General features: G+C 58.4%; 23 protein-coding genes. 16 read left to right on the top strand and 7 right to left on the bottom strand.

Annotated features, from left to right (window positions below):
• The first annotated feature begins 19 nt into the window (after positions 1–19).
• From yrfG to NCG89_RS10315, 8 genes are all read left to right on the top strand, one after another.
• Complete coding sequence (gene yrfG, locus NCG89_RS10350) at positions 20–697, top strand: GMP/IMP nucleotidase (protein ID WP_251086455.1); 678 nt, start codon at positions 20–22, stop codon at positions 695–697.
• On the top strand, positions 694–1,098 hold the full coding sequence (locus tag NCG89_RS10345; protein WP_251086454.1) for an RNA-binding S4 domain-containing protein: 405 nt from the start codon (positions 694–696) through the stop codon (positions 1,096–1,098). Before yrfG ends, NCG89_RS10345 begins: the two co-directional genes overlap by 4 nt.
• A gap of 50 nt (positions 1,099–1,148) precedes the next feature.
• Positions 1,149–1,997 (top strand): Hsp33 family molecular chaperone HslO, encoded by an 849-nt coding sequence (gene hslO / locus NCG89_RS10340; RefSeq protein ID WP_251086453.1) that lies wholly within the window; start codon positions 1,149–1,151, stop codon positions 1,995–1,997.
• Between the two features lie 354 nt (positions 1,998–2,351).
• On the top strand, positions 2,352–3,902 hold the full coding sequence (locus NCG89_RS10335; RefSeq protein WP_251086452.1) for a phosphoenolpyruvate carboxykinase: 1,551 nt from the start codon (positions 2,352–2,354) through the stop codon (positions 3,900–3,902).
• A gap of 257 nt (positions 3,903–4,159) precedes the next feature.
• Positions 4,160–4,630, top strand: a complete 471-nt coding sequence (locus NCG89_RS10330) for a hypothetical protein (protein ID WP_251086451.1) — start codon at positions 4,160–4,162, stop codon at positions 4,628–4,630.
• 190 nt (positions 4,631–4,820) lie between these two features.
• Positions 4,821–5,282 carry a phasin family protein gene (locus NCG89_RS10325; protein ID WP_251086450.1) on the top strand — a complete coding sequence of 154 codons (462 nt, stop codon included), beginning with the start codon at positions 4,821–4,823 and terminating at the stop codon, positions 5,280–5,282.
• Between the two features lie 270 nt (positions 5,283–5,552).
• Positions 5,553–6,191: a TetR/AcrR family transcriptional regulator gene (locus tag NCG89_RS10320; RefSeq protein ID WP_251086449.1), complete on the top strand. Its 639-nt coding sequence runs from the start codon at positions 5,553–5,555 to the stop codon at positions 6,189–6,191.
• Between the two features lie 91 nt (positions 6,192–6,282).
• Positions 6,283–8,598 (top strand): Tex family protein, encoded by a 2,316-nt coding sequence (locus tag NCG89_RS10315; RefSeq protein ID WP_251086448.1) that lies wholly within the window; start codon positions 6,283–6,285, stop codon positions 8,596–8,598.
• 30 nt (positions 8,599–8,628) lie between these two features.
• On the opposite strand, the gene NCG89_RS10310 is transcribed toward NCG89_RS10315, so the two are convergent.
• The 5 genes from NCG89_RS10310 to NCG89_RS10290 form a co-directional block, all read right to left on the bottom strand.
• Positions 8,629–9,531 carry a PA2778 family cysteine peptidase gene (locus tag NCG89_RS10310; RefSeq protein ID WP_251086447.1) on the bottom strand — a complete coding sequence of 301 codons (903 nt, stop codon included), beginning with the start codon at positions 9,529–9,531 and terminating at the stop codon, positions 8,629–8,631.
• Between the two features lie 57 nt (positions 9,532–9,588).
• Complete coding sequence (locus NCG89_RS10305; protein WP_251086446.1) at positions 9,589–9,984, bottom strand: PA2779 family protein; 396 nt, start codon at positions 9,982–9,984, stop codon at positions 9,589–9,591.
• Between the two features lie 39 nt (positions 9,985–10,023).
• Positions 10,024–10,575: a glycine zipper 2TM domain-containing protein gene (locus NCG89_RS10300; protein WP_251086445.1), complete on the bottom strand. Its 552-nt coding sequence runs from the start codon at positions 10,573–10,575 to the stop codon at positions 10,024–10,026.
• Positions 10,576–10,738: 163 nt separating this feature from the next.
• Positions 10,739–11,503 (bottom strand): adenosylcobinamide-GDP ribazoletransferase, encoded by a 765-nt coding sequence (locus NCG89_RS10295; protein WP_251086444.1) that lies wholly within the window; start codon positions 11,501–11,503, stop codon positions 10,739–10,741.
• Between the two features lie 103 nt (positions 11,504–11,606).
• Positions 11,607–12,023, bottom strand: a complete 417-nt coding sequence (locus tag NCG89_RS10290; protein WP_251086443.1) for an Hsp20/alpha crystallin family protein — start codon at positions 12,021–12,023, stop codon at positions 11,607–11,609.
• Between the two features lie 226 nt (positions 12,024–12,249).
• Between NCG89_RS10290 and NCG89_RS10285 the strand changes: the two genes are divergently transcribed.
• Complete coding sequence (locus NCG89_RS10285) at positions 12,250–12,729, top strand: peroxiredoxin (RefSeq protein ID WP_251086442.1); 480 nt, start codon at positions 12,250–12,252, stop codon at positions 12,727–12,729.
• A gap of 23 nt (positions 12,730–12,752) precedes the next feature.
• Entirely contained in the window at positions 12,753–13,550 is a 798-nt protein-coding gene (gene murI, locus NCG89_RS10280) for a glutamate racemase (RefSeq protein ID WP_251086441.1), read from the top strand.
• Here the strand turns inward: murI and NCG89_RS10275 are convergent.
• Positions 13,537–13,872, bottom strand: a complete 336-nt coding sequence (locus tag NCG89_RS10275; RefSeq protein WP_251086440.1) for a hypothetical protein — start codon at positions 13,870–13,872, stop codon at positions 13,537–13,539. The genes murI and NCG89_RS10275 overlap by 14 nt on opposite strands.
• A 45-nt stretch (positions 13,873–13,917) precedes the next feature.
• The gene (locus NCG89_RS10270; RefSeq protein WP_251086439.1) at positions 13,918–14,538 is read right to left on the bottom strand and encodes a hypothetical protein; all 621 of its coding nucleotides are present in this window, start codon (positions 14,536–14,538) and stop codon (positions 13,918–13,920) included.
• Between the two features lie 158 nt (positions 14,539–14,696).
• Here NCG89_RS10270 and moaA point away from each other — a divergent pair, with 158 nt between their 5' ends.
• The 6 genes from moaA (at position 14,697) to NCG89_RS10240 (ending at position 20,751) form a co-directional block, all read left to right on the top strand.
• Entirely contained in the window at positions 14,697–15,698 is a 1,002-nt protein-coding gene (gene moaA, locus NCG89_RS10265) for a GTP 3',8-cyclase MoaA (RefSeq protein WP_251086438.1), read from the top strand.
• Positions 15,699–15,707: 9 nt separating this feature from the next.
• Entirely contained in the window at positions 15,708–16,238 is a 531-nt protein-coding gene (locus NCG89_RS10260; RefSeq protein ID WP_251086437.1) for a cupin domain-containing protein, read from the top strand.
• A complete protein-coding gene (locus NCG89_RS10255; RefSeq protein ID WP_251086436.1) occupies positions 16,238–17,158 on the top strand; it encodes an AAA family ATPase in 921 nt (306 codons plus the stop codon). Before NCG89_RS10260 ends, NCG89_RS10255 begins: the two co-directional genes overlap by 1 nt.
• Before the next feature lie 2 nt (positions 17,159–17,160).
• Positions 17,161–18,543, top strand: a complete 1,383-nt coding sequence (locus NCG89_RS10250; RefSeq protein ID WP_251086435.1) for a VWA domain-containing protein — start codon at positions 17,161–17,163, stop codon at positions 18,541–18,543.
• An 83-nt stretch (positions 18,544–18,626) separates the two neighbouring features.
• Positions 18,627–19,253: a DUF502 domain-containing protein gene (locus NCG89_RS10245; protein ID WP_251086434.1), complete on the top strand. Its 627-nt coding sequence runs from the start codon at positions 18,627–18,629 to the stop codon at positions 19,251–19,253.
• A gap of 37 nt (positions 19,254–19,290) precedes the next feature.
• On the top strand, positions 19,291–20,751 hold the full coding sequence (locus NCG89_RS10240) for a TrkH family potassium uptake protein (protein ID WP_251086433.1): 1,461 nt from the start codon (positions 19,291–19,293) through the stop codon (positions 20,749–20,751).
• Positions 20,752–20,795 lie beyond the last annotated feature (44 nt).

The raw sequence follows: 20,795 nt of genomic DNA, 5'->3' as shown, positions 1-20,795 counted from the left end.
CAGGGTCACCCGGCGAACTATGATCAACTGGCATGACATCGACACCGTCCTTCTCGACATGGACGGCACTCTGCTCGATCTGCACTACGATAATTTCTTCTGGACCCAGCACCTACCGCGTCGGTACAGCGAAATACACGGCGGTGATCTTCATCAGGTTACTGACACCTTGTTGACCCGCATCATGTCTGAGCGCGGCTCGCTGAATTGGTATTGTCTGGATTACTGGTCGCAGGAGCTCAACCTCGACATCCCCGCCCTGAAAGCGGAAGTGGCTCACCTTATCCAGCCCTTGCCATCAACCAGCAACTTTCTCAGCGCCCTCAATACCAGCCACTGCGAAACCTGGCTGGTCACCAATGCCCACCGGGTGGGCCTGGACATGAAGCTCAAGCGCACTGACCTGCAGCGCTGGCTGAAGCGCATTGTCAGCTCACACGACCTGGCGGTACCCAAGGAAGACCCCCGCTTTTGGGAGCGCCTGTGCCAGCAGCATCACTTCAACCCCGACCGCAGCCTGCTGATCGATGACACCCACAGTGTGCTGGAAGCCGCCGGCCAATTTGGTATCCGCCACTTACTGACGCTCAAACAGCCCGACAGCCAAAAGCCCCTGCGCCAAGACAGTGAAATGACCTATCCCGCCATTCACCACTTCGATGAAATTCTGCCCATTCCCAAACCGGTTCTGCCATGAAGCCATCTGATCCTTCTTCCGGGGTCCGCCTGGACAAGTGGCTATGGGCCGCACGCTTTTTTCGCACCCGCAATCTGGCCAAACAAGCCATTGAGGGCGGTAAGGTGCAGTACAATGGCGCCCGCTGCAAAGTCAGCAAAGAAGTCGAAATTGGCGCTCAACTGAAAGTCCGCTGCGGCTGGGACGACAAGATCGTTGAGGTCACCGCGCTCTCAGATCAGCGCCGGGGCGCCCCCGAAGCCGCCCTGCTATATCAGGAAACCGCAGAGAGCATTGCTGCCCGGGAAAAGGCTGCCGCAGCGCGCAAAGCGATGGGACCAGCTGCAGCCTTGCTCGGTGGAGAGCGACCCAACAAAAAGCAGCGGCGCCAGATCCACCGTTTTAAAAACATCCACGACTGAGCCACCAAAAACACCGCGCCGCGCCCTCAACAACACAGGATTTCCACACCATGACCGACGCTCTACAGCGCTTTATTTTTGAAAACTGCGAGGTTCGGGGGGAGCATGTCCAGCTGCAGCAGGCCTACCTGGATGTGCTGGCCAGTCACCACTATCCGCCCGGTGTCGCCAACCTGCTGGGCGAATTCATCGCCGCCGCCAGCCTGCTGAGCGCCACCCTCAAATTTGAGGGCAGCCTGTCCCTGCAGGTACGTGGCGATGGTGAGGTGCCATTGATCATGGCCGAAACCAACGACAAGCTGGAGATGCGCGCCATCGCCCAGGGCGCCAGCGAGGCCATGAGCAGCGAATTTCAGCGACTGCTCGGCGGTGGTCAACTGGCGATCACCATCGACCCCAAAAAAGGCAGTCGCTACCAGGGCATCGTCAGCCTTGATGGCACCTCCCTCGCCGAGTGTCTGGAGAACTATTTTCGCCAGAGCGAGCAGCTTTCCACTCGTTTGTGGCTGTGCGCCGATGGTCAACGCGCCAGCGGGCTTATGCTCCAGGAATTGCCCAGCGCAGCCCCCAACCCCGACCAATGGCAGCACCTCACCATGCTGGCCGACACCATCACCGATGAAGAACTGCTCAGCACCGACGCGGAAACACTGCTGTACCGCCTGTATCATCAAGACCCGCTGCGCCTGTTCGAGCCGAAACAGCCCCGCTTTAAATGCAGCTGCAGCCGCGAGCGGATCGAGACCGCCTTGGGCAATCTGGGCGATGCCGAGCTCAGTTCGATCCTCCAAGAGCAGGGGCAAATCGAGACCCACTGCGAGTTCTGCAATCGCCGCTATACCTTTGGCGCTGCCGACTTTCCCCAACTGACAGGCGCCGGGGCACCTACGCGCCACTGAACGCGGCCAAACCGGGCGTATCGAAACCGAGGGCGAACCTGCCCCAAAACTTTACCTGCCACCTCAAATCGGGATAACAGGCCATCGGCGACGGCCGCGCGGCCTGTCACCCCGATTAAGCCGCAAACAGCGAGGCTAGGGCACCGGGCGCTGCGCCGCAAAAATAACGGCCTCTCACAAGCGCCCAGGGGCAAACGCGGCTGTCACCGCACAGGCCGAGGCCCCCGCTGACCCCGGTATTAGCGCGAATGGAAATTTTTTGTAATAATGGCCGCCCCAAATTGCCAGCCAAATTAGAATCCCTCCCGGCTTTCACCGGCTGCTCTCAGGACCACGTAATTAGGAATGCAGAGAATGAGCGCTGAAACTACCGTTTACACCGATTTATCCCCCGCCCAGCTGATTGAACAGGCACTGCGCCGCGGCGAGGGCCAGCTGGCAGATACCGGCGCCCTGGTGGTTACCACCGGCAAGCGTACCGGCCGCTCTCCCGGTGACCGTTTTGTGGTAAAGGAACCCTCCACAGCGGATTCCATTGATTGGGGCAGCGTCAACCGCCCCTTTGATGCCGACAAATTCGACGCCCTGTGGGCGCGGGTAGAAGACTACCTGGCAGACCACGACCGCTTCGTCTCCCATCTTCATGTCGGCGCCCACGACGACCACTACATTCCGGTCGTGGTAAATACCCAAACAGCCTGGCAAGGCCTGTTCGGTCGCAACATGTTTATCCGCCCGAGCAAGTACAACCCCAAAAGCAAAGAAGAGTGGACCATTCTAAACTGCGCGGGCTTCACCTGTGACCCCGCTCGCGATGGCACCAACTCCGACGGCTGCGTGATCATTAACTTTGCCCAACGCAAAGTGCTGCTGGCCGGTATGCGTTACGCCGGCGAAATGAAAAAGGCCATGTTCTCTGTGCAAAACTTCCTGCTGCCAGAGAAAGACGTGATGCCCATGCACTGCTCCGCCAACGTGGACGAAGACGGCAACACCACCCTGTTCTTTGGCCTGTCCGGCACCGGTAAAACCACCCTGTCTGCCGACCCCAGCTGCTACCTGATCGGCGACGACGAGCACGGCTGGTCCAAAGGCTCCGTATTCAACATTGAAGGCGGCTGCTACGCCAAGACCATCAACCTGAGCCAGGAAAACGAGCCCATCATCTGGGACGCCATCCGCTTTGGTTCCATCGTTGAAAACGTGGTTATCGACGAGCACAGCCGTCACGCTGACTACGATGACACCAGCCTCACCGAAAACGGCCGCTGCTGTTATCCGCTGGAAAGCGTTGAAAAACGTGTTATCGAAAATGCGGCGGGCGAGCCCAAGACCGTTATCTTCCTGACCTGTGACGTGTCTGGTGTACTGCCGCCCATTTCGATCCTGTCCAAAGAAGCGGCGGCCTTCCACTTCCTCAGCGGCTATACCGCTCGCGTTGGTTCCACCGAGCTGGGTGCCGAGGCCGGTATTCACCCGACCTTCTCCACCTGTTTTGGCGCGCCCTTTATGCCCCGTCCTGCCGGCGAATACGCCGAGCTGCTGATGAAGCGCATTGAAGACTTCAACAGCCAGGTTTACCTGATCAACACCGGTTGGACCGGTGGCTCAGGTGCCCCCGGCGGCGCTGGCAAGCGCTTCCCGATTCCGGTGACCCGTGCGGTCGTTGCCGCTGCCCAAAGTGGCGCCCTGATCGGTGCAGAAACTGAGCAGCTGGACATTCTGAACCTGACCATTCCCAAGGCCATCCCCGGTGTTGACGAGAAATACGTTAACCCGCGTAAGGCCTGGGCGGACAGCGAAGCGTACGACAAGGAAGCAGCCAAACTGGCGGCCTTGTTCCAGCAAAATATCACCAAGTTTGAAGTCTCTGACGCGATCATCGCGGCGGGCCCCAAGGCTTAATCACACCGGTGAACTGAAAAAGGCGACCATTTGGTCGCCTTTTTTATGCCTGGCGTATTTGCCTCGGGTATCTTCCTTGCCATATGACGACCGGGCTTGCATGTTCCTTCAGACACGTGGCTCCTGTCGCAACCACCTAGTATGTGAATTCTAAAAATATTCCGTATTGTCCAACTCACACGAGACGCTTCGGGGCGGCGTGTCTAACTAGGCCCGCCCCTTTTTTTGCGCAAATTCAATATGAGAGGAACCATCCAATGGCGGCAGCAAAAAGTGAGTTTTTCAGCAAAGCTAGCACCCTGGCTCGCGAAGTCTATCTTGCCAATCTGGGCATCGCTGGCAGCGCTTTCGAGCAAAGCCAGGATCTGTTCAAGAACACCGAAGCTAAACTGAAAGAAACCGAAGCCAAGGCGAAAGACATCTACGCCAAGCGTAACGAAATTTTTGACGACCTGATCAGCCGCGGCGAGAAAGTACAAAGCGACGCCGTCAGCCTGTTCGAAGAGAGCAAATCCAAAGCGATTTCTAAATTCGAAGAGACCAAATCTCAGGCCAAAACCAAGTTTGAAGAAACCAAGGCCCAAGCCAAAAGCAAACTGGCTGAGCTGAAAACGGAAAGCAACGCGGCTGTGGAAGAGCGCATGAAGGAACTGCGTGGCAGCTTCGACAAAGTGAAAGGCTCCATTTCTCGCAAAGCCGAGAAAGTCGAAGAAGTTGTTGCAGAGTAAGCGGCGCGAGAGCAGAAATTCGGCAACACCGTTTTGGTGTTGCCACCACCCAGGTCTGTTATTGATCGAACCTTTTGCACGATGCGCTTAACCGCCATCGTGCATTTTCTCATTAAAGTGTGTCCCACAAACTCTCACCAGATAGCTGTCGGTGGAGGCTGTGTAGGCAAATTGTGCAGTGGAGATCAGCATGAGCAAAGACAGCAAGAAAAACCTCAAAGAGGTGACTTCCCAGGCAGGGGAACTGGCAAAGAGCATTTGGCTTGCCGGCCTCGGCGCTTACGGGCGGGCCTACGATGAGGCCCAAGAAGCCGTAGAGAAAGCCAGCAAGGAAACCCCCAAGCTGTTCAAAGAGCTGGTCTCCAAAGGCAACAAACTGGAAGAGCAGGCCAAGGAGAAGTTTGGCGAAGCTTCCAGCCTGGGCAAAACCGTGTCCATTGAAGAGCGCATCAGCAAAATGCGTGCAAGCCTCGGCTTCGGTCACACTGCCAGCGCCGACGACCTTGATCGTCTGGAGAAAAAACTGGACGCGCTAAGCAAGAAAGTCGACGCCCTAAGCAAATCCAGCAAGGCTACTGCGGCTGCACCGGCGAAGAAAGCGGTAGCAAAAAAGGCTGCGACTAAAAAAGCAGCGCCGAAAAAAGCGAGCTAACACCCCTGCCAGCTGTAGACAGGGGCTCCTCCTCTCTATGGCTGGCACGCGCCGCTGATGGGTTTTGACCACAGCGCCCACTGCCCCTTCAAGCATTCCACCCTGTAAAATCGGCCCCCGACGCTGCGCTTTGCAGAAATCAAATCTCCGCTCCGAGCGCTCCCTCCATTTACCCTTGCCTTTTCGCTGTCGTACCAGTCCACCAACTTTCTGGACAGTCACCGCGGTAACGTGGCAAGTTACGACTCAATTGATTGGAGCCACTCATTAATGAAAACCCGGGAAAAAATCCTGCTGGCAAGCCTCACTCTGTTCAATGAAGAAGGCGAGCCCAGCGTGACCACCGTCGACATCGCCAATGAATTGGATATCAGCCCCGGCAACCTGTACTACCACTTTCACGGCAAGGAAGAGATCATTGCCGAGTTATTCAGCGCCTTCGAAGTCGAGCTCAAGGACATTCTTGGCGCCCCTCTGGAAAAAAGCCTCAACGCCCAGGACGCCTGGTTTTACCTCTACATTGTCTTTGAGCATATCTTCAATCACCGCTACCTTTACCGAAACCTGAACGACCTGCTGCAACGCTACCCTGATATCGGCCGGCGCTTTGGCAAACTGCTCGACCTGAAGACCGCCGCAGCACGGGCGGTGCTGGACGAACTGACCCGCCAGGGCTTTTTGGAAATTTCCGACGTACAGCTCGCGCGCCTGGCCGACAATATCTCGTTGAACCTCACCTTTTGGCTCAACTACACCCAACTGCGGGAACAGCAGGCCAGTAACGAGGTGATGATTCACCAGGGCGTTTTCCAGTTGATGTCGCTGGTCGCCCCCTACCTACAGGACGAGTTCCGTTACTTTTACGATGAATGCTGCGCCCTGTTTGAAGCACTGATGCAGAGCGACTGAGCCCGTCTACAAATCACCTGTCAAGCCTCGCGCGGCAGCGCCGCTTTTTGCATAATGCCCTCCCGTTTTTAGAAATAAAGAAGTAATCAGCATGACGTCCCTCGCCCAGATCATCGCCAACGAACTCAATGTGAAAGAGAGTCAGGTCAGTGCCGCCATCGGCCTGCTCGACGAGGGCGCAACCGTGCCGTTTATCTCCCGCTACCGAAAGGAGGTGACCGGGGGGCTCGACGACACCCAAATGCGCGATCTGGAAACCCGGCTCGGCTACCTGCGCGAGTTAGAGGATCGCCGAGCGACCATCCTCGACAGCATTCGCGAGCAGGGCAAACTCAGTCCCGAGCTGGAGCGCGACATTCTCAGTGCCGATACCAAGAGTCGACTGGAAGACCTCTACCTGCCCTACAAGCCCAAGCGCCGAACCAAGGGGCAAATAGCCATTGAAGCCGGCATCGGCCCCCTGGCCGACGCTTTGTATACCAACCCAGACCTGGACCCGGCGACCGAGGCAACCAACTACCTCAACGCTGAACAGGGCTTTGCTGACATCAAATCCGTGCTCGACGGCGCCAAATACATTTTGATGGAGCGCTTCAGCGAAGACGCAAACCTGCTCAGCCGCCTGCGCGATTTTCTCTGGCAAGAGGGGCAGTTAACCAGCGCGGTTATGACCGGCAAAGAAAGCGAAGGCGAGAAGTTCCGCGATTATTTTGAGCACAGCGAGCCACTCAGATCGACCCCCTCACACCGCGCACTGGCTATGTTTCGGGGGCGCAACGAAGCCATCCTGAACCTGAGCATCAAAGTCGGCGAAGAACAAACCAGCCCCTGTGAAGTGATGGTCGCCGAACACTGGCAGATTCGCGATCAGGGCCGACCCGCTGATGGCTGGCTGCAAGAGGTGGTTCGCTGGACTTGGCGGATCAAGCTCTACACTCATCTGGAAACCGACTTGCTGGGCCAACTCCGCGAGCAGGCCGATCAGGCCGCCATCGACGTGTTTGCCCAGAACCTGAAAGACTTGCTACTGGCCGCCCCCGCTGGCCAGCGCGCTACCATCGGCCTCGACCCCGGCCTGCGCACCGGGGTAAAAGTGGCGGTCATTGATGCCACGGGCAAGGTGCTGGATCACGGCGCCATCTTCCCCAATCCGCCACAGAACAAGATCGCTGAATCAGGCGCGGTACTGGCCCAGATGATCAAAAAGCACAACGTCGCACTGATCGCCATTGGCAACGGCACGGCCAGCCGGGAAACCGAGCGCTTTGTGAAAGACCTGCTGTCCGCCATGCCCGAGCTGGACTGCACCAGCGTGATGGTGAACGAAGCTGGCGCTTCAGTGTACTCCGCCTCGGAATATGCTGCCCGGGAGTTTCCGGACCTGGACGTAACCATTCGCGGCGCGATCTCCATTGCCCGGCGCTTGCAAGATCCACTGGCGGAGCTGGTGAAAATCGATCCCAAGTCCATCGGTGTTGGCCAATACCAACACGATGTGTCCCAGACCGCGCTGTCGCGCTCGCTGGAAGCGGTCGTAGAGGACTGTGTAAACGCCGTAGGGGTGGATGTGAATACCGCTTCACCCGCCCTGCTTGCCCGGGTGTCTGGGCTCAACACTTCCATCTCGGCCAACATTGTTGAGCATCGCAATCTTCACGGCGTGTTTAAAAGCCGCGAGGACCTCAAAGCGGTCAACCGCTTTGGCGCCAAGACCTTCGAGCAGGCCGCCGGCTTCTTACGGATCAGCGGGGGCGACAATCCCCTCGATGCGTCAGCGGTGCATCCAGAGTCTTACTCGGTGGTTGAGAAAATCGTGAAAAACTGTGGCCGCCCGATCAAACAATTGATTGGCGACAGCGCCTTTCTCAAGTCACTGCGCGCCGCTGACTACGCCGATGCCCAATTTGGTGTGCCCACCGTCAGCGACATTATCGCCGAGTTAGACAAGCCCGGCCGGGACCCCCGGCCCGATTTCAAGACCGCCAAGTTCAAGGACGGTGTCGAAAAAATTTCTGATCTGCAAGCCGACATGATTCTGGAAGGGGTGGTCACCAATGTGACCAACTTCGGTGCCTTTGTGGATATTGGCGTCCACCAGGACGGGCTGGTGCACATCTCGGCCCTGTCTCACAACTACGTCAAAGACCCCCGCAGCGTGGTCAAGGCCGGCGATATCGTAAAAGTGAAAGTGATGGATGTTGACGCTCAGCGCAAACGCATTGCCCTGAGCATGCGCCTCGACGACGTCGCCGCTGAACACGACAGCCCCGGTAACAACCGGGAGCGCCCCAACCGGGGAGGCGGCCGCAATGCCGCCGCGAAACACAACGCCAAAGCCGCCCAGCCCCAGGGCACAATGGCAGCCCTCTTTGCCCAGGCAAAGGCGGATAAAGGAAAGCGGCTTTAACGAAAGCGGTCAGATAGAGGGAGCCTGCCCCTAAAAGGGCAAGCCCCCTTTGGGACGCGGGCAGTGCGCCGGATCAATGCCCCGGCCAGCACGAAAATCCTTCGCACTTTCCTGGTAACCCGGTTCATCGGGTGCCAATTGCACGGCCACCGAAATCGCCATGCTGGCGGCCAGATCACAGCCGTCGGCCTGCAGCGCATAGGCATAGTTGTTCCATAATGCCGGCGCCTTGGGTTCGCGCCGCAACAATGTCTCAAACAACTTGCGGGCCCTGCGACTGTCACCCGTCTCCAGCGCGCTATTAGCCACCGCCGTCATCACCGTAGTGTTGTCGGGCCAGCGGGCAAACGCAGCCTGGTAATAGCCATCCGCCAGCTCAGCATTGCCTGTCTGGGCAAAGGCCAGGGCGGTGCGCAGGTAAGGTAGTGGCTGGGCGGTTGCCGGTATGGTTGAGGCATCAACCACAACCCGCGCCCAATAATCGGCTCGCTGCCAGGTATGCAAAAAGGTATCAAAGGGCAGGCGGTAATACTCTTCCTCACCGGAGTGAAGAATCAGCACACGGTTATCCAGTTCATACCCCACCGCGAGGGCATAGTGCCACTGGGGCAGCCAGGAAAAGCCCAAGTTCTGCAACACCAATACCGGATTACCCGCATCGAGCTCTGCCAGCAGGCTGCCAAAGTCTGTCGGTAGCGGATAGGGCATTAACCCTAGCCGGCGGGTGGCCGCCGACATCTCAATGGTGAGAGAGCCTTTGCGCCCCGGAAGAAAGGTCTGCCGTGCCACGGTCTGCTGATCGGTTTCCAGGCCGCGGAAATTAGCGACCTCGGCCAATGCTGCCGGGCCACAGAAATATTCCTGTTGGGGATAAAAGGGAACGTCTAAGCGTTGCCGTTGAGCGATATCTTGGGGTTGAGTAAATGTGGGCACTGCTGTGCAGGCGCCAAGCGCCATGCACAGCAGCAAAACTGCAGCTCGTAACACCGCTTAGTTAGCAGGGTTAACGAAGGGGAAGATATCGGTCACGCCGATGATGTCGGTAATGAAGAAAATCAGGACCAGCAGCGCCAACAGACCCAGCGCGCCGGAACCGGCAGGCATATCGTCCATTTTATCTTGCAGCATGGCCAACTCGTCGGCTGTCAGGGCATCGATACGGGCATCGACATCAGCGGGCTCTACACCCAAGGCCAGCAGCCGATCCTTCACATCTGCCTTCGCCAAAGCATTCTTCATCTCTGCCTTGTCGGAGGCCAGTTGCTGCTCGGTGATCATTTGCTCGTTGCCAATGATGGCCGCTGAGGCAACGCTGGAGAACAGCCCCGCCCAGGCAATAAACATACTCATCACAATGGCAATGCTGGATCTTTTCGTGGTCTTCATAGTACTACTCCCTTTCGTTTTGAATTCACTGGATGCTAGTTACGAAGCATCCGGGGTCAACGCGTTCAGTACCAACTGACCGTTGCTCACCGGGATGGTGTTACCGCTGGGCTTGTCATCCATAGTCACGGTGCCAATCTCACCATCAAGGCTGTACTCCACCTCGTAGCCGGTAATCTTCTCGTGCTTGTCCTGCACAACCTGACAGCGCCGCTCGGTGGTTGTCACCACGTCATTGGCCTGTTGCTGTTGTTGCACTTTCTTACCGGCGTAACCGCCAGCCGCAGCGCCGGCAACCGTGGCAACCTTCTTGCCGCTACCACCGCCAACCTGATTACCCAACACACCGCCGATCACCGCGCCGATGACCGTACCCGCAATCTGGTTTTTGTCCTTGACCGCGGCCTGCTGCTGCACCACTTCGTCGTAACACTCTTCCCGGTCGGTAAAATAGGTTTCCACTACCGGCGTCACGCTGAGCACATCAGCGTACTGGGGAGATTTACCCAGATAGTTATAGCCAGCGTAACTGCCTACTGCAGTGACAGCCACCGCACCAAAAATACCGCCAATCAGCATCGATTTGTCCATTGTCTTTTCCTCGAGCTTAACTTGCCTGTTTACCTACGACCGTCCGGGGTAGCGCAAGTGCCCATTGGTGGCCACGAAAAAGCGGCACTATTCACAACGGAGACCACACCGGTATTCAGCGTCGGTTAGGCCAGGCGCCCATCGCCCGGCTAATACGACAATATTAGACCGACAAACTTGTCAGAAATGCGAGATACACCGTTATTTCACATATTTGCTGTGCTGCGCCAAGCAAATCGCCGGTGTAGCCGCCCAGACGGCGGCGAAACCAGGCGGCCAGGGCAAACCTGGCCAGCAGCAAAGCGCCAGCGATGAGCAGCAGAGTGGTGATTGAAAAAACCAGCAACAAGGGCACTAGGGCCAGGCCCGCCAGCCAGAAGTCCCGCACCGGCATCGGCTGGGAAAAGCTCTGGGACTTGCCCTCCTCCCGGGCATATCCGAGATCAATGAGGAAGGATACTGCGACCCAGCGACTGAGCCCCTGGGCCAATACCAGCACCGGCACGATCACGCCAACATTGGCCAATTCAATCAGCGCCGCCGCCTTGAGCAGCAACGCCATCATCAGTGCCAGCACCCCGTAGCTGCCGAGGCGCGAATCTTTCATGATACGCAGGGCATCCTCGCGACTGCGGCCACCCAGCAATCCGTCGGCGCAGTCAGCCAGGCCATCCTCATGGAGGCCGCCGGTCAGCAACAGCGAAGCGAGCATCGACAGCAGCACCGCTACCGGGACACTGCCGGTCAACCACAGCACCACCAGGTACACCATCCCGGCAACAGCACCGATGAACAAACCAACTAGTGGGAAATACCGCGTGGAGCGCGCCTGTTTGGCATCGCTGTAATCCGGATCGGGGGGTACTGGCAGCCGTGTGAGAAACGCGACTGCCAGTAACAGGGAATGCCACTCCTTACGCCAATCCATCCGAGCATCAATCCAACGACCAGTGAGAAACTATTGCAGCACGCCCCGTCAGACAGGGCAATGCCGCTAACCCGTATCCGTGGTCAGCGGCACCAGTGAAACACTACTGCACCGTGATCCGGCGCGGCGTTTGCTGGGCACGCTTGGGAATGTGCAAGGCCAGCACTCCCTGCTCCACCCGAGCCGCAATCTGCTCCTCATCCACCGTCTCCGGTAGCTGAAAGCGGCGCAGGAACTTGCCCTGCCAACGCTCTTGCAGCGCCGAGCGGTACTTTTCTGAGGTCTGGATGCTGCGTTCGCCGCGCACTTCCAACACGCCATCGTGAACCGTCACTTCAATGGCGTCGTTGGCGACACCCGGCACATCCATTGTCAGCAGATAGGCCTCATCGTTCTCGACCACATCCACTGGAGGCGCCGCCGGCGGACGCTCGCTCTGCACCGTCGGGCGACTCGCCAGATGACGACCGATATCGCGTTGAAAAGAATCAAACAGGGAAAAAGGAATATAGCTGCTCATAAAACACCTCCAATCCCGCCCCAATTTTAAGGGCGCAAATTAACCGGGCTCCTACCGGACTGCTCCGGCCCCGAGCCCACCTCCAGATGAATTCAGCAGCGCGCTGTTACTGCCTATATAGGCCCGAATTTTAAGTTTTCAAGAGTGTTACCCGACAGAAAACCCTCTGTTACACTGCCTGCTCTCCAACCTTCTATTGCAGGCAATAACAACAAGGGGTCTCACTATGAGTATTCAAGTTGGCGACGCAATTCCCTCAGTAACCCTCAAAGTCATGGGCGAAAAAGGCCCGGAAGATATCAGCACTGACAGCATTTTCGCTGGCAAAAAAGTGGTGATGTTCGCGGTACCCGGTGCATTTACCCCCGGCTGCAGCGTAACCCACCTGCCCGGTTACGTCGTGAATGCGGACAAGATCAAAGCCAAAGGTGTCGACACCATTGTCTGCCTGTCGGTGAATGATGCCTTTGTGATGAGTGCTTGGGGCAAAGCCTCCAACGCTGAAGAAATCTTGATGCTGGCTGACGGCAACGCCGAGTTGACCAAGACCCTCGGTTTGGAAATGGACGGCACTGGCTTTGGCATGGGCACCCGCTCACGCCGCTACGCGATGATTGTGGAAGACGGTAAAATCTCCCATCTTGCTGTAGAGCCAGCCGGGGGCGTGGACGTCAGCGCCGCTGAAAAAATCCTCGAGCTGCTGTGACCCCAGGAGAGCACCCTCCTCGGGTGCTAGTGTTTGACTCCGGCGTCGGATCCCTCAGTATCGGCGCCGAAATTCACCGCCTTCTTCCCGACCTGAATCTCCTTTACTGTATGGACCGCGGCGGCTTCCCCTACGGTCAGTGGCAGGAACAGGCGCTGGCCGAGCATATTTGCGAAACCATCCTCGCCCAGCTGAACATCCATCTCTGCGATATGGTCGTGGTCGCCTGTAATTCCGCCAGCACCACGGTACTGCCAGCACTGCGCTCCCAGCTGACCATCCCGGTGGTGGGCGTGGTCCCTGCAATCAAGCCTGCAGCAAACCACAGCAAAACCGGCGTCATCGGCCTGCTCGCCACCCCCGGCACCATCGCCAGACCCTATACTGATCAGCTCATCCAAGACTTTGCCGCCCATTGTCAGGTGATCAAGGTGGGAGACCCCGCGCTGGCAGGCGCGGTAGAAGCCCTGTTCTGGCAGGGCGAGGACAACAAAGCAGCCTGGCAAAGGGCCGCCCAAGCTTTTGCCGACAGCGAGCATTTTGCTGCCCTGGATACCGTCGTACTGGCCTGCACCCACTTCCCGCTGGTGCAAAAGCAACTCGACACGGCCATGCGGGCCCTGGATAAACAGGTAAGCTGGGTGGATTCGGGGCAGGCCATCGCCCGGCGGGTCGAGCACCTGCTGCTGCAGGCAACGAGCCCTCGCCAGCTCGGGGTTCAGGGCAGGCAGGAAGCCATACTACTCGGCGTGAATGACCCCAGTAACCGCTTCGCCAATACCCTTAAAGCGCGCCGAATTGACCTGCTCAGCGCTGGTTAAACTGCCGCGCTTTTTCGCTGAAGTGCGCAGCGGTCGCGTTCATCTCTGCCATGACCCGGCTGTAATCCGCAATCCGCGCTCGTCTCGTGTCTTCGCCTTCCGGGGCAGCACTCACTGAGGCATCGGTGTCATCAAGACAATCGAGATAGTCATCGGCGCCTGACAGGTAATCCTTTACCTGTCGCTGGGCCAACAGCATTGCCTGCCGGTCACTGGCTTCCAGTCGTTCGAGGCCCTGTGGCGGCGCCGGGCGCTGGCAATCGGCCACCGCGCCCCACGGCCACCAGGCGATCAAGGCCAACCATGCAAAATGATATTTCATGCCCACGTCCTCTGTTGTGGCACATGCCGGTAGTCGCTCCCGGACTTACCAGTTTTTCATGCGCTCCATTAACACATCTGCGCCAGTGCGAATCATCGCCTCGTTGGCCGAACCCGGCTGAGCACCTGAACGCATAATCGCTTCCTGAACCGCGATTTCCTTGGCCATTTCTTCGTAGGTTTTGCTCGCCACCGGCTCACCGTCTTCCGTCTCACGACGACCCTTGGCCGCGGCGACAATCTCGGCCTCCTGCTCGGAACCGGGCTCAACACCGCCCCGGGTCATCGCTTCCTGAATGGCCAGGTACTCGGCGATTTCATCGTCATTCAGCTGCTCGCCTTCACCATTAAACACAGCATCGTTGGGCAGGTAAGCGACCTGGGGAGACTGCCCCATACTCATCCGGATCAACGCCGCCTCTTTGGAGTCAGGCGGCACATCCGCTTTCGCAACGGCGGCCTCTACCGCTCTTGCCTTGGCAATTTGCCGCCCTGTCACCGGCTCGCCCACACGGTTGTACAGCTGCCAGTGGCCATAGACCTGTGCCTGCTCGCCCTGGGCACCCATCTGCCCGGCACTTGCAGGTTGACTGGCCGGCGCGGTGTCCGCCGCCCAAGCCGACAATGCCAAGCCACCAATCCCCATCGCCAGAATCCAACGTCTCATCAATTACCCCTCGCTGTCACATCACTTGTTATTGAATTACGCCTGCTGCCATTGGCCAGCCGCTTTCACCCTTTTTCAAACCATCGTGTCATTCTAACGGCAAATCGCTCCAGACCCTAAATCGCTAGCCAAGCCGCGGCCTGTGGTACCATCTGCCTATGACTTCGTCGACGCTGCCACTCCAAGATCGCTTCGGCCGAAAGGTGGATTACCTCCGCCTTTCGGTGACCGATCGCTGCGACTTTCGCTGTGTATACTGCATGGCGGAAGACATGCAGTTCCTGCCCCGCAGCGAAATTCTCAGCCTCGAACAACTCTACGAAATTGCCCGGGCTTTCGTTGCCCTGGGCGTGAAAAAAATTCGCCTCACCGGCGGCGAGCCCCTGGTGCGCAACAATATTTTGCAGCTGGTCGAGAACATTGCCCGCCTCGACGGCCTGGAGCAGCTGCACCTGACCACCAACGGCGCGCGCCTGGACCGCTTTGCCAAACCCCTGCGCGCCGCCGGTGTCACCGGCATCAACATTAGTCTGGACAGTCTCCAGCCTGCCCGCTTTCGCGAGCTGACCCGAGTGGGTGATCTCGGCAAGGTCATCGGCGGCATCGACGCCGCCCGGGACGCCGGCTTCAAGCGGCTCAAGCTCAATGCCGTGGTCATGAAGGGCCGCAATGACGATGAGGTTTTGGACCTGGTGGACTTTGCCCGGGAGCGGCAGGTCGACATCAGCTTTATTGAAGAAATGCCCCTCGGCCAAATCGACGAACACAGTCGCGCCCTCAGTTTTTGCAGCAGCGACGAGCTGCGCCAGCAGATTGGCCAGCATTATCCGCTGACCGCCAGCGACGAGAGCACCGGCGGCCCGTCTCGTTACTACCGGATGGCCGACAGTGATACGCGGATCGGATTTATCTCTCCCCATAGCCACAACTTTTGCCACCTGTGCAATCGGGTCCGACTCACCGTAGAGGGTCGGTTGCTGTTGTGCCTAGGCAACGAGCACTCGGCTGACCTCAAAGAAATTGTCGATCGCTTCCCCGGCAACCAGGAAAAACTGCAGCAGGCCATTGTGGCAGCCATGGACCTGAAACCGGAGCGCCACCACTTCGACCTGAATGACGCGCCACAAATTGTCCGGTTTATGAATATGACCGGCGGCTGATCCCGCGCGATGGATGCCCAGTCACTGATAGATCACTTGCGGTTGACACCTCATCGGGAAGGGGGCTTTTTCCGGCGGATCTATACTTCACCCCAGACCTTGCCCGACCAAACCCCAGCCGGTGCCCAAGATCAACAGCGGCCCCTGATGAGCAGCATTCTGTATTTACTGAGCAATGCCCAACCCAGGGGCTATCTGCATCGCAACCGCGCCGACATTCTTCACTACTGGCAGCGCGGCCGAGCCATCCGCTACACCCTGCTAGGCAGCGATGGCCAGCTCACCTGTGCGACCCTGGGTCCCGACTTGGCCAGTGGTCAGCAGCTGACCCTGTTGGTTCCCGGCGGCGTCTGGAAGGCCAGCGAATTACTGCCCCAAACCGGCGATGAAGCAGATTACGGGCTGATCGCCGAGGCGGTGTGTCCCGGCTTCGACTACCGAGATCAACACATGGCAAGGGCCGATGAAATCCGCCAACAATACCCGGACCATTGGCCCATCCTTGCCCCCCTTATTCAACGGGACGAAGAGACTATTTGATGACAGCAAAACCCGCCATCGATGCACTGATTACCGACCTGGCGAACCAAGGTTATATTGCCAGCCCTGCCATCGCCACTACCCTGTTTCTGGCACAACAACTGGCGCGCCCCATTTTGATTGAAGGACCGCCGGGGGTGGGCAAAACCGAGCTGGCCAATGCCTGTTCCGCCATGCTCGCCGCGCCATTGATCCGGCTGCAGTGCTACGAGGGTCTGGATGAGAGCAAAGCCCTCTACGACTGGAAATACAGCAAGCAACTGCTCTATGTCCAGGTATTGAAGGAGCAACTGCAGGAGGTTCTGGGCGGCGCCTCCGGCCTTGATGCGGCGGTGGAGCGGCTGCACAACTTTGACGACATTTTCTACTCGGAGCGTTTCCTGGAACCCCGCCCCCTGCTGCACGCCATCCAGAGTGAACAGGCCGCCGTGCTGCTGATCGACGAAATCGACAAGGCCGACTACGAATTTGAATCGTTGCTGCTAGAAATTCTCGCCGACTTTCAGGTCAGTATCCCCGAAATCGGCCGCCTCAAAGCGAAGGCAAAACCGCTGGTCATACTGACCAGTAACAACACCCGCGAACTCAGCGATGCCCTCAAGCGACGCTGCCTGCATTTGTACATTCCCTTTCCCGAGAGCCGGCTAGAGGCACGCATTGTTCACAGCCGGGTGCCAGAAGTGCCCGACCAGTTGCGCGAACAGCTGGTCAATTTTGTTCAGCAGGTCCGCGAGATGGACCTGAAGAAACTCCCCGCCATCAGCGAGACCATCGACTGGGCACGCAGCCTGATTCTGCTCCACAGCCAGTCCCTGTCCACCGAGCTGGTTACCGACACCCTCAACGTATTGCTCAAATACGAGGAAGATATCGAGATGGTGACCCCGGAAATCTCGAGGCTGCTCAAGGGCAACCCCTAGTCATGGCCGACGACGTTCTGCTGCGCTTTATTGGCCACCTGCGCCACCACGGCATTCCGGTGTCCCCCGCCGAAACCCTCGACGCCATGCGGGTTACCGCGAGTCTGGGCTACGACCAGCCCGCTTTGCTGTTCCATGGATTGCAGTCCTGCCTGGCGAAATCCCAAGCGGAGCAGCAGCCCTTTGCCGACTGCTTTGCCAAATTTTTTGCCTTGCCCAACACCGGGCAAACCGCAGCACACGATGACGGCGATACCAGCGCTCAAGGGGAGTCCACCCCCAAAGATGCTGACGGCGGCCAACAGGGCAGCGCCAATACCGCCGTACCCAACACCGCAGGCCGCGGCGGTGGCGCCGGCAGTGAGGGTCAGCGGTTGCAGCTGGCACTGATGGAAGCAGCAAGCCAGATCGAGCTGAACCAAATCCGCTACCCCACCCAGCGCAACCTGTACCGTCGCCGCCTGTTGCAGGCCCTGGCCAAGGCCCAACCTGGTTTTGCAGCGCTGCCTTCCGCAGCGGAGGCCCCCGAGACCCAACAAAGTAAGTGGTTAAGCCAGCAGCAGAGCTGGCTGCAAACGCAGGCAGCCGCGCTGGTCGACCGCCAGCTAGCGCTGAACAATCAGGCCGACCTGCGGGAATACCGCGAAGCCAGAATGCGGGACATGGCCATCGGCGCCATGGATGCCTACCACCGCAACCAATTGCCGGAGTTGATTCGCAAGCTGGCAAAAAAACTCGCCTCCCGTCACCGCCAGCATTATCGCCACAGCCGGCAGGGGCGCCTGAACCTGGGCAAAACCATTAAGCAAAGCATTGCTTATGATGGCATCCCCTTTCGGCGCCACTGGCAGAGCACCCGAAAGACGCGCAGCCAGCTCTATGTTTTGTGCGACATCAGCGGCTCGGTAGCGACCTGGTCTGAATTGCTGTTGCTGTTTCTGCACGCCCTGGGCGATGTCATCCCCAAAACCCGCAGCTTTGTGTTTTGTGACCAGAGCATAGAGGTCACCGACACCCTGCAAAGCCGCGCCCTCGCCCAGGCAGTCGCCGAAATTTTTGCCGAGCACGGCATGGGCGGCAGTGGCTACGGCACCGCTATTGACGGTTTCTTTGCCAACCACGGCGCTGATATCAACCGCCACACCACGGTCATCATCCTGGGCGATGGCCGCTGTAACGGGGCTGAAACCGGCCTTGGGTCGCTCCGCAAAATCTATCAGCGTGCCCGGCTGGTGCTATGGTTCAACCCCGAGGCGGAAAGCCGTTGGGGCAGTGGTGACTCGGAAATTCCCCGTTTCCGCAGTGCCTGTCACCACATTGCCGAGTGCAGCAGCCTTCGCCAGCTCGAACGTTTGCTCGATGAACTGCTTGGCATTCTTCATTAGCCAGCCAAATCAACGTGTTTCATTTCACCCTCGCACACCCTAAGATTGCTTCACCACAGCGTGCCTACAGGCCCTGAACCTCCATGAGCAAACTCAATCGTTTTATTCGCCAATCCTTTATCGGTGGCTTTTTGGTCATTGCCCCCATCGTCATTATTCTGCTGGCCTTTCGCTGGGCGGTGAACGGGGTGCGCGATCTGATTGCGCCGCTGGCGACCCCACTGGCTCGCGCCTCCGGTGCACCACCGCTGCTGATCGACGTGTTGGTGATCGCCAGCATCCTGCTGTGCTGCTTCGTGATAGGCACCCTGGTGGCAACCAGTGCCGGGCGCTGGCTGCAGCATTTAATCGACCGCCACCTGTCCCGCTTTGCACCGGGCTACCGGATGGTGAAAGATATTCTTAACCAGATGTTTGGCAGTGACAGCAATTCGCCCTTTAACAAAGGCGAGGTCGCGGTGGTCAAACTTTACGGCGCCGACGTGCCCACCCTCGCCACCGCCATCGTGACCAGTCGTCACCGGGACGGCTGGTATACCGTTTTCGTACCCACCGGCCCCAACCCTACCTCGGGATTTGTCTACCATCTGCCCGGTGAGTGCGTGACCCTGCGCCCGGACATCAAACTCGACAGCGCTTTCCGTTCTATTATCGCCTGCGGCGCGGGCTCGTCAGAGCTCGCTATCACCAAGACGGCCATCCAGCCATGAGCCGCGCTACACCAAAGCGAACCGGGAGGCACTTAGCGTGGGGTTAAGCCTGCTGCGGCCGGCAATCAAAGTCAGCAGCTTTGTGGTCTTCGTGTTCGGCCTGATGATGGCCGTACCCTTGCTGATGGCCTTGATTTATCACACCGGCAACAGTGAAGCCTTTATCACAGCCTTTGCGATCACCGAGACGCTGGCCCTGATGGGGTGGCTGGTATCCCGCGGCCACGCGATTCAGATACTCACACCACGTCACATGTTTTTAATGACCAGCCTGGCCTGGCTGGTCATCTCATTGATCGGCGCGCTGCCCTTTTTCCTTTCCAATGACGCCATCGACCTGACTGACGCGGTGTTTGAATCGGTTTCCGGCCTGACCACAACCGGGTCAACCGTGCTGGTAGGGCTGGATAACATGCCCCATGACATCCTCGTCTGGCGGTCGATGCTGCAATGGATCGGCGGGCTTGGCGTCATCGGCATGGCGGTGGCGATTCTGCCTTTTTTGAAAGTGGGCGGCATGAAGTTATTCCAGACCGAGTCGTCGGACTGGTCCGACAAAGCCATCCCCCAATCCCGGGCCATGGTCACCCTGATCATCTACGTGTACATCCTGCTCACCTTCCTGTGCACGCTGGCTTACATGCTGGCCGGAATGGACAGCTTTCACGCGGTCAATCACGCCATGACCACCATCTCCACCGGCGGCTACTCCACGTCAGACCAGTCCTTCGCCCAGTTTGTGGATATTCCCAGCCACTGGATTGCCGTGCTGTTTATGCTGGTAGGCGCCATGCCCTTCAGCCTGTACGTGCACTTTATGATCAAGCGGCAGTGGCGGGTATTTCGGGATCAGCAGATCAAGGGCTTTCTGATATCGGTGGCGCTGATCAGCCTGATGCTGGGCGTTTACCTGGCGTTAAACAATCAAGAGCTGGACACGGCCCACGCCTTTACCCTGGCTGCCTTTAACGTGGTGTCGGTGGTTACCACCACCGGGTACGCCAGCGGCGACTACAGCCTGTGGGGCAGCTTCGCAGCCATGCTGTTCTTTTTTATCACCTTCATGGGCGGCTGCTCCGGCTCTACCAGCGGTGGCATCAAGGTGTTTCGCTTCCAGTTGTTTTTCATGATGCTCAAGGAGAGCACCCTGCGGGCGGTGCACCCACGGGCGATTCTGCGCCGGCGCTACAATGGCCAGCCCGTCGACGACAGCATCATTTTTTCCACCGCCGCCTTTATTTTTATCGTGATCATCAGCCAGGTCGCGCTGACCTTATCCCTTTCACTCTGCGGCCTCGACTTGATCACCAGTCTCACTGGTGCCGCTACCGCGCTGATGAATGTCGGCCCCGGGTTGGGCGGTGTGATCGGCCCCGCAGGTAATTTTGCCAGCCTGCCGGATACCGCCAAGTGGCTACTCAGCGTCGGTATGCTACTGGGGCGGCTGGAGTTTATGACGGTCATTCTGATCCTGATTCCCGCCTACTGGCGGGGCTGAATACCCAGGGCCGCGGGCGGCATTCGCCAGCAGTCCCACGTCCT

This window comes from Spongiibacter taiwanensis (assembly GCF_023702635.1).
Classification (GTDB): domain Bacteria; phylum Pseudomonadota; class Gammaproteobacteria; order Pseudomonadales; family Spongiibacteraceae; genus Spongiibacter; species Spongiibacter taiwanensis.
This window is presented reverse-complemented; position numbering and strand designations above follow the sequence as displayed.

What these genes read in the sequence shown, in the direction of transcription:
- NCG89_RS10290 (WP_251086443.1), bottom strand. Translation starts at nt 12,023, where the DNA reads ATGAGCAGCTATATTCCTTTTTCCCTGTTTGATTCTTTTCAACGCGAT.
- NCG89_RS10315 (WP_251086448.1), top strand. Translation starts at nt 6,283, where the DNA reads ATGACGTCCCTCGCCCAGATCATCGCCAACGAACTCAATGTGAAAGAG.
- NCG89_RS10245 (WP_251086434.1), top strand. Translation starts at nt 18,627, where the DNA reads ATGAGCAAACTCAATCGTTTTATTCGCCAATCCTTTATCGGTGGCTTT.
- NCG89_RS10250 (WP_251086435.1), top strand. Translation starts at nt 17,161, where the DNA reads ATGGCCGACGACGTTCTGCTGCGCTTTATTGGCCACCTGCGCCACCAC.
- NCG89_RS10345 (WP_251086454.1), top strand. Translation starts at nt 694, where the DNA reads ATGAAGCCATCTGATCCTTCTTCCGGGGTCCGCCTGGACAAGTGGCTA.
- hslO (WP_251086453.1), top strand. Translation starts at nt 1,149, where the DNA reads ATGACCGACGCTCTACAGCGCTTTATTTTTGAAAACTGCGAGGTTCGG.
- NCG89_RS10300 (WP_251086445.1), bottom strand. Translation starts at nt 10,575, where the DNA reads ATGGACAAATCGATGCTGATTGGCGGTATTTTTGGTGCGGTGGCTGTC.
- NCG89_RS10255 (WP_251086436.1), top strand. Translation starts at nt 16,238, where the DNA reads ATGACAGCAAAACCCGCCATCGATGCACTGATTACCGACCTGGCGAAC.
- NCG89_RS10335 (WP_251086452.1), top strand. Translation starts at nt 2,352, where the DNA reads ATGAGCGCTGAAACTACCGTTTACACCGATTTATCCCCCGCCCAGCTG.
- NCG89_RS10275 (WP_251086440.1), bottom strand. Translation starts at nt 13,872, where the DNA reads ATGAAATATCATTTTGCATGGTTGGCCTTGATCGCCTGGTGGCCGTGG.
- NCG89_RS10325 (WP_251086450.1), top strand. Translation starts at nt 4,821, where the DNA reads ATGAGCAAAGACAGCAAGAAAAACCTCAAAGAGGTGACTTCCCAGGCA.
- NCG89_RS10260 (WP_251086437.1), top strand. Translation starts at nt 15,708, where the DNA reads ATGGATGCCCAGTCACTGATAGATCACTTGCGGTTGACACCTCATCGG.
- moaA (WP_251086438.1), top strand. Translation starts at nt 14,697, where the DNA reads ATGACTTCGTCGACGCTGCCACTCCAAGATCGCTTCGGCCGAAAGGTG.
- NCG89_RS10305 (WP_251086446.1), bottom strand. Translation starts at nt 9,984, where the DNA reads ATGAAGACCACGAAAAGATCCAGCATTGCCATTGTGATGAGTATGTTT.
- NCG89_RS10270 (WP_251086439.1), bottom strand. Translation starts at nt 14,538, where the DNA reads ATGAGACGTTGGATTCTGGCGATGGGGATTGGTGGCTTGGCATTGTCG.
- NCG89_RS10320 (WP_251086449.1), top strand. Translation starts at nt 5,553, where the DNA reads ATGAAAACCCGGGAAAAAATCCTGCTGGCAAGCCTCACTCTGTTCAAT.
- NCG89_RS10330 (WP_251086451.1), top strand. Translation starts at nt 4,160, where the DNA reads ATGGCGGCAGCAAAAAGTGAGTTTTTCAGCAAAGCTAGCACCCTGGCT.
- NCG89_RS10295 (WP_251086444.1), bottom strand. Translation starts at nt 11,503, where the DNA reads ATGGATTGGCGTAAGGAGTGGCATTCCCTGTTACTGGCAGTCGCGTTT.
- NCG89_RS10285 (WP_251086442.1), top strand. Translation starts at nt 12,250, where the DNA reads ATGAGTATTCAAGTTGGCGACGCAATTCCCTCAGTAACCCTCAAAGTC.
- yrfG (WP_251086455.1), top strand. Translation starts at nt 20, where the DNA reads ATGATCAACTGGCATGACATCGACACCGTCCTTCTCGACATGGACGGC.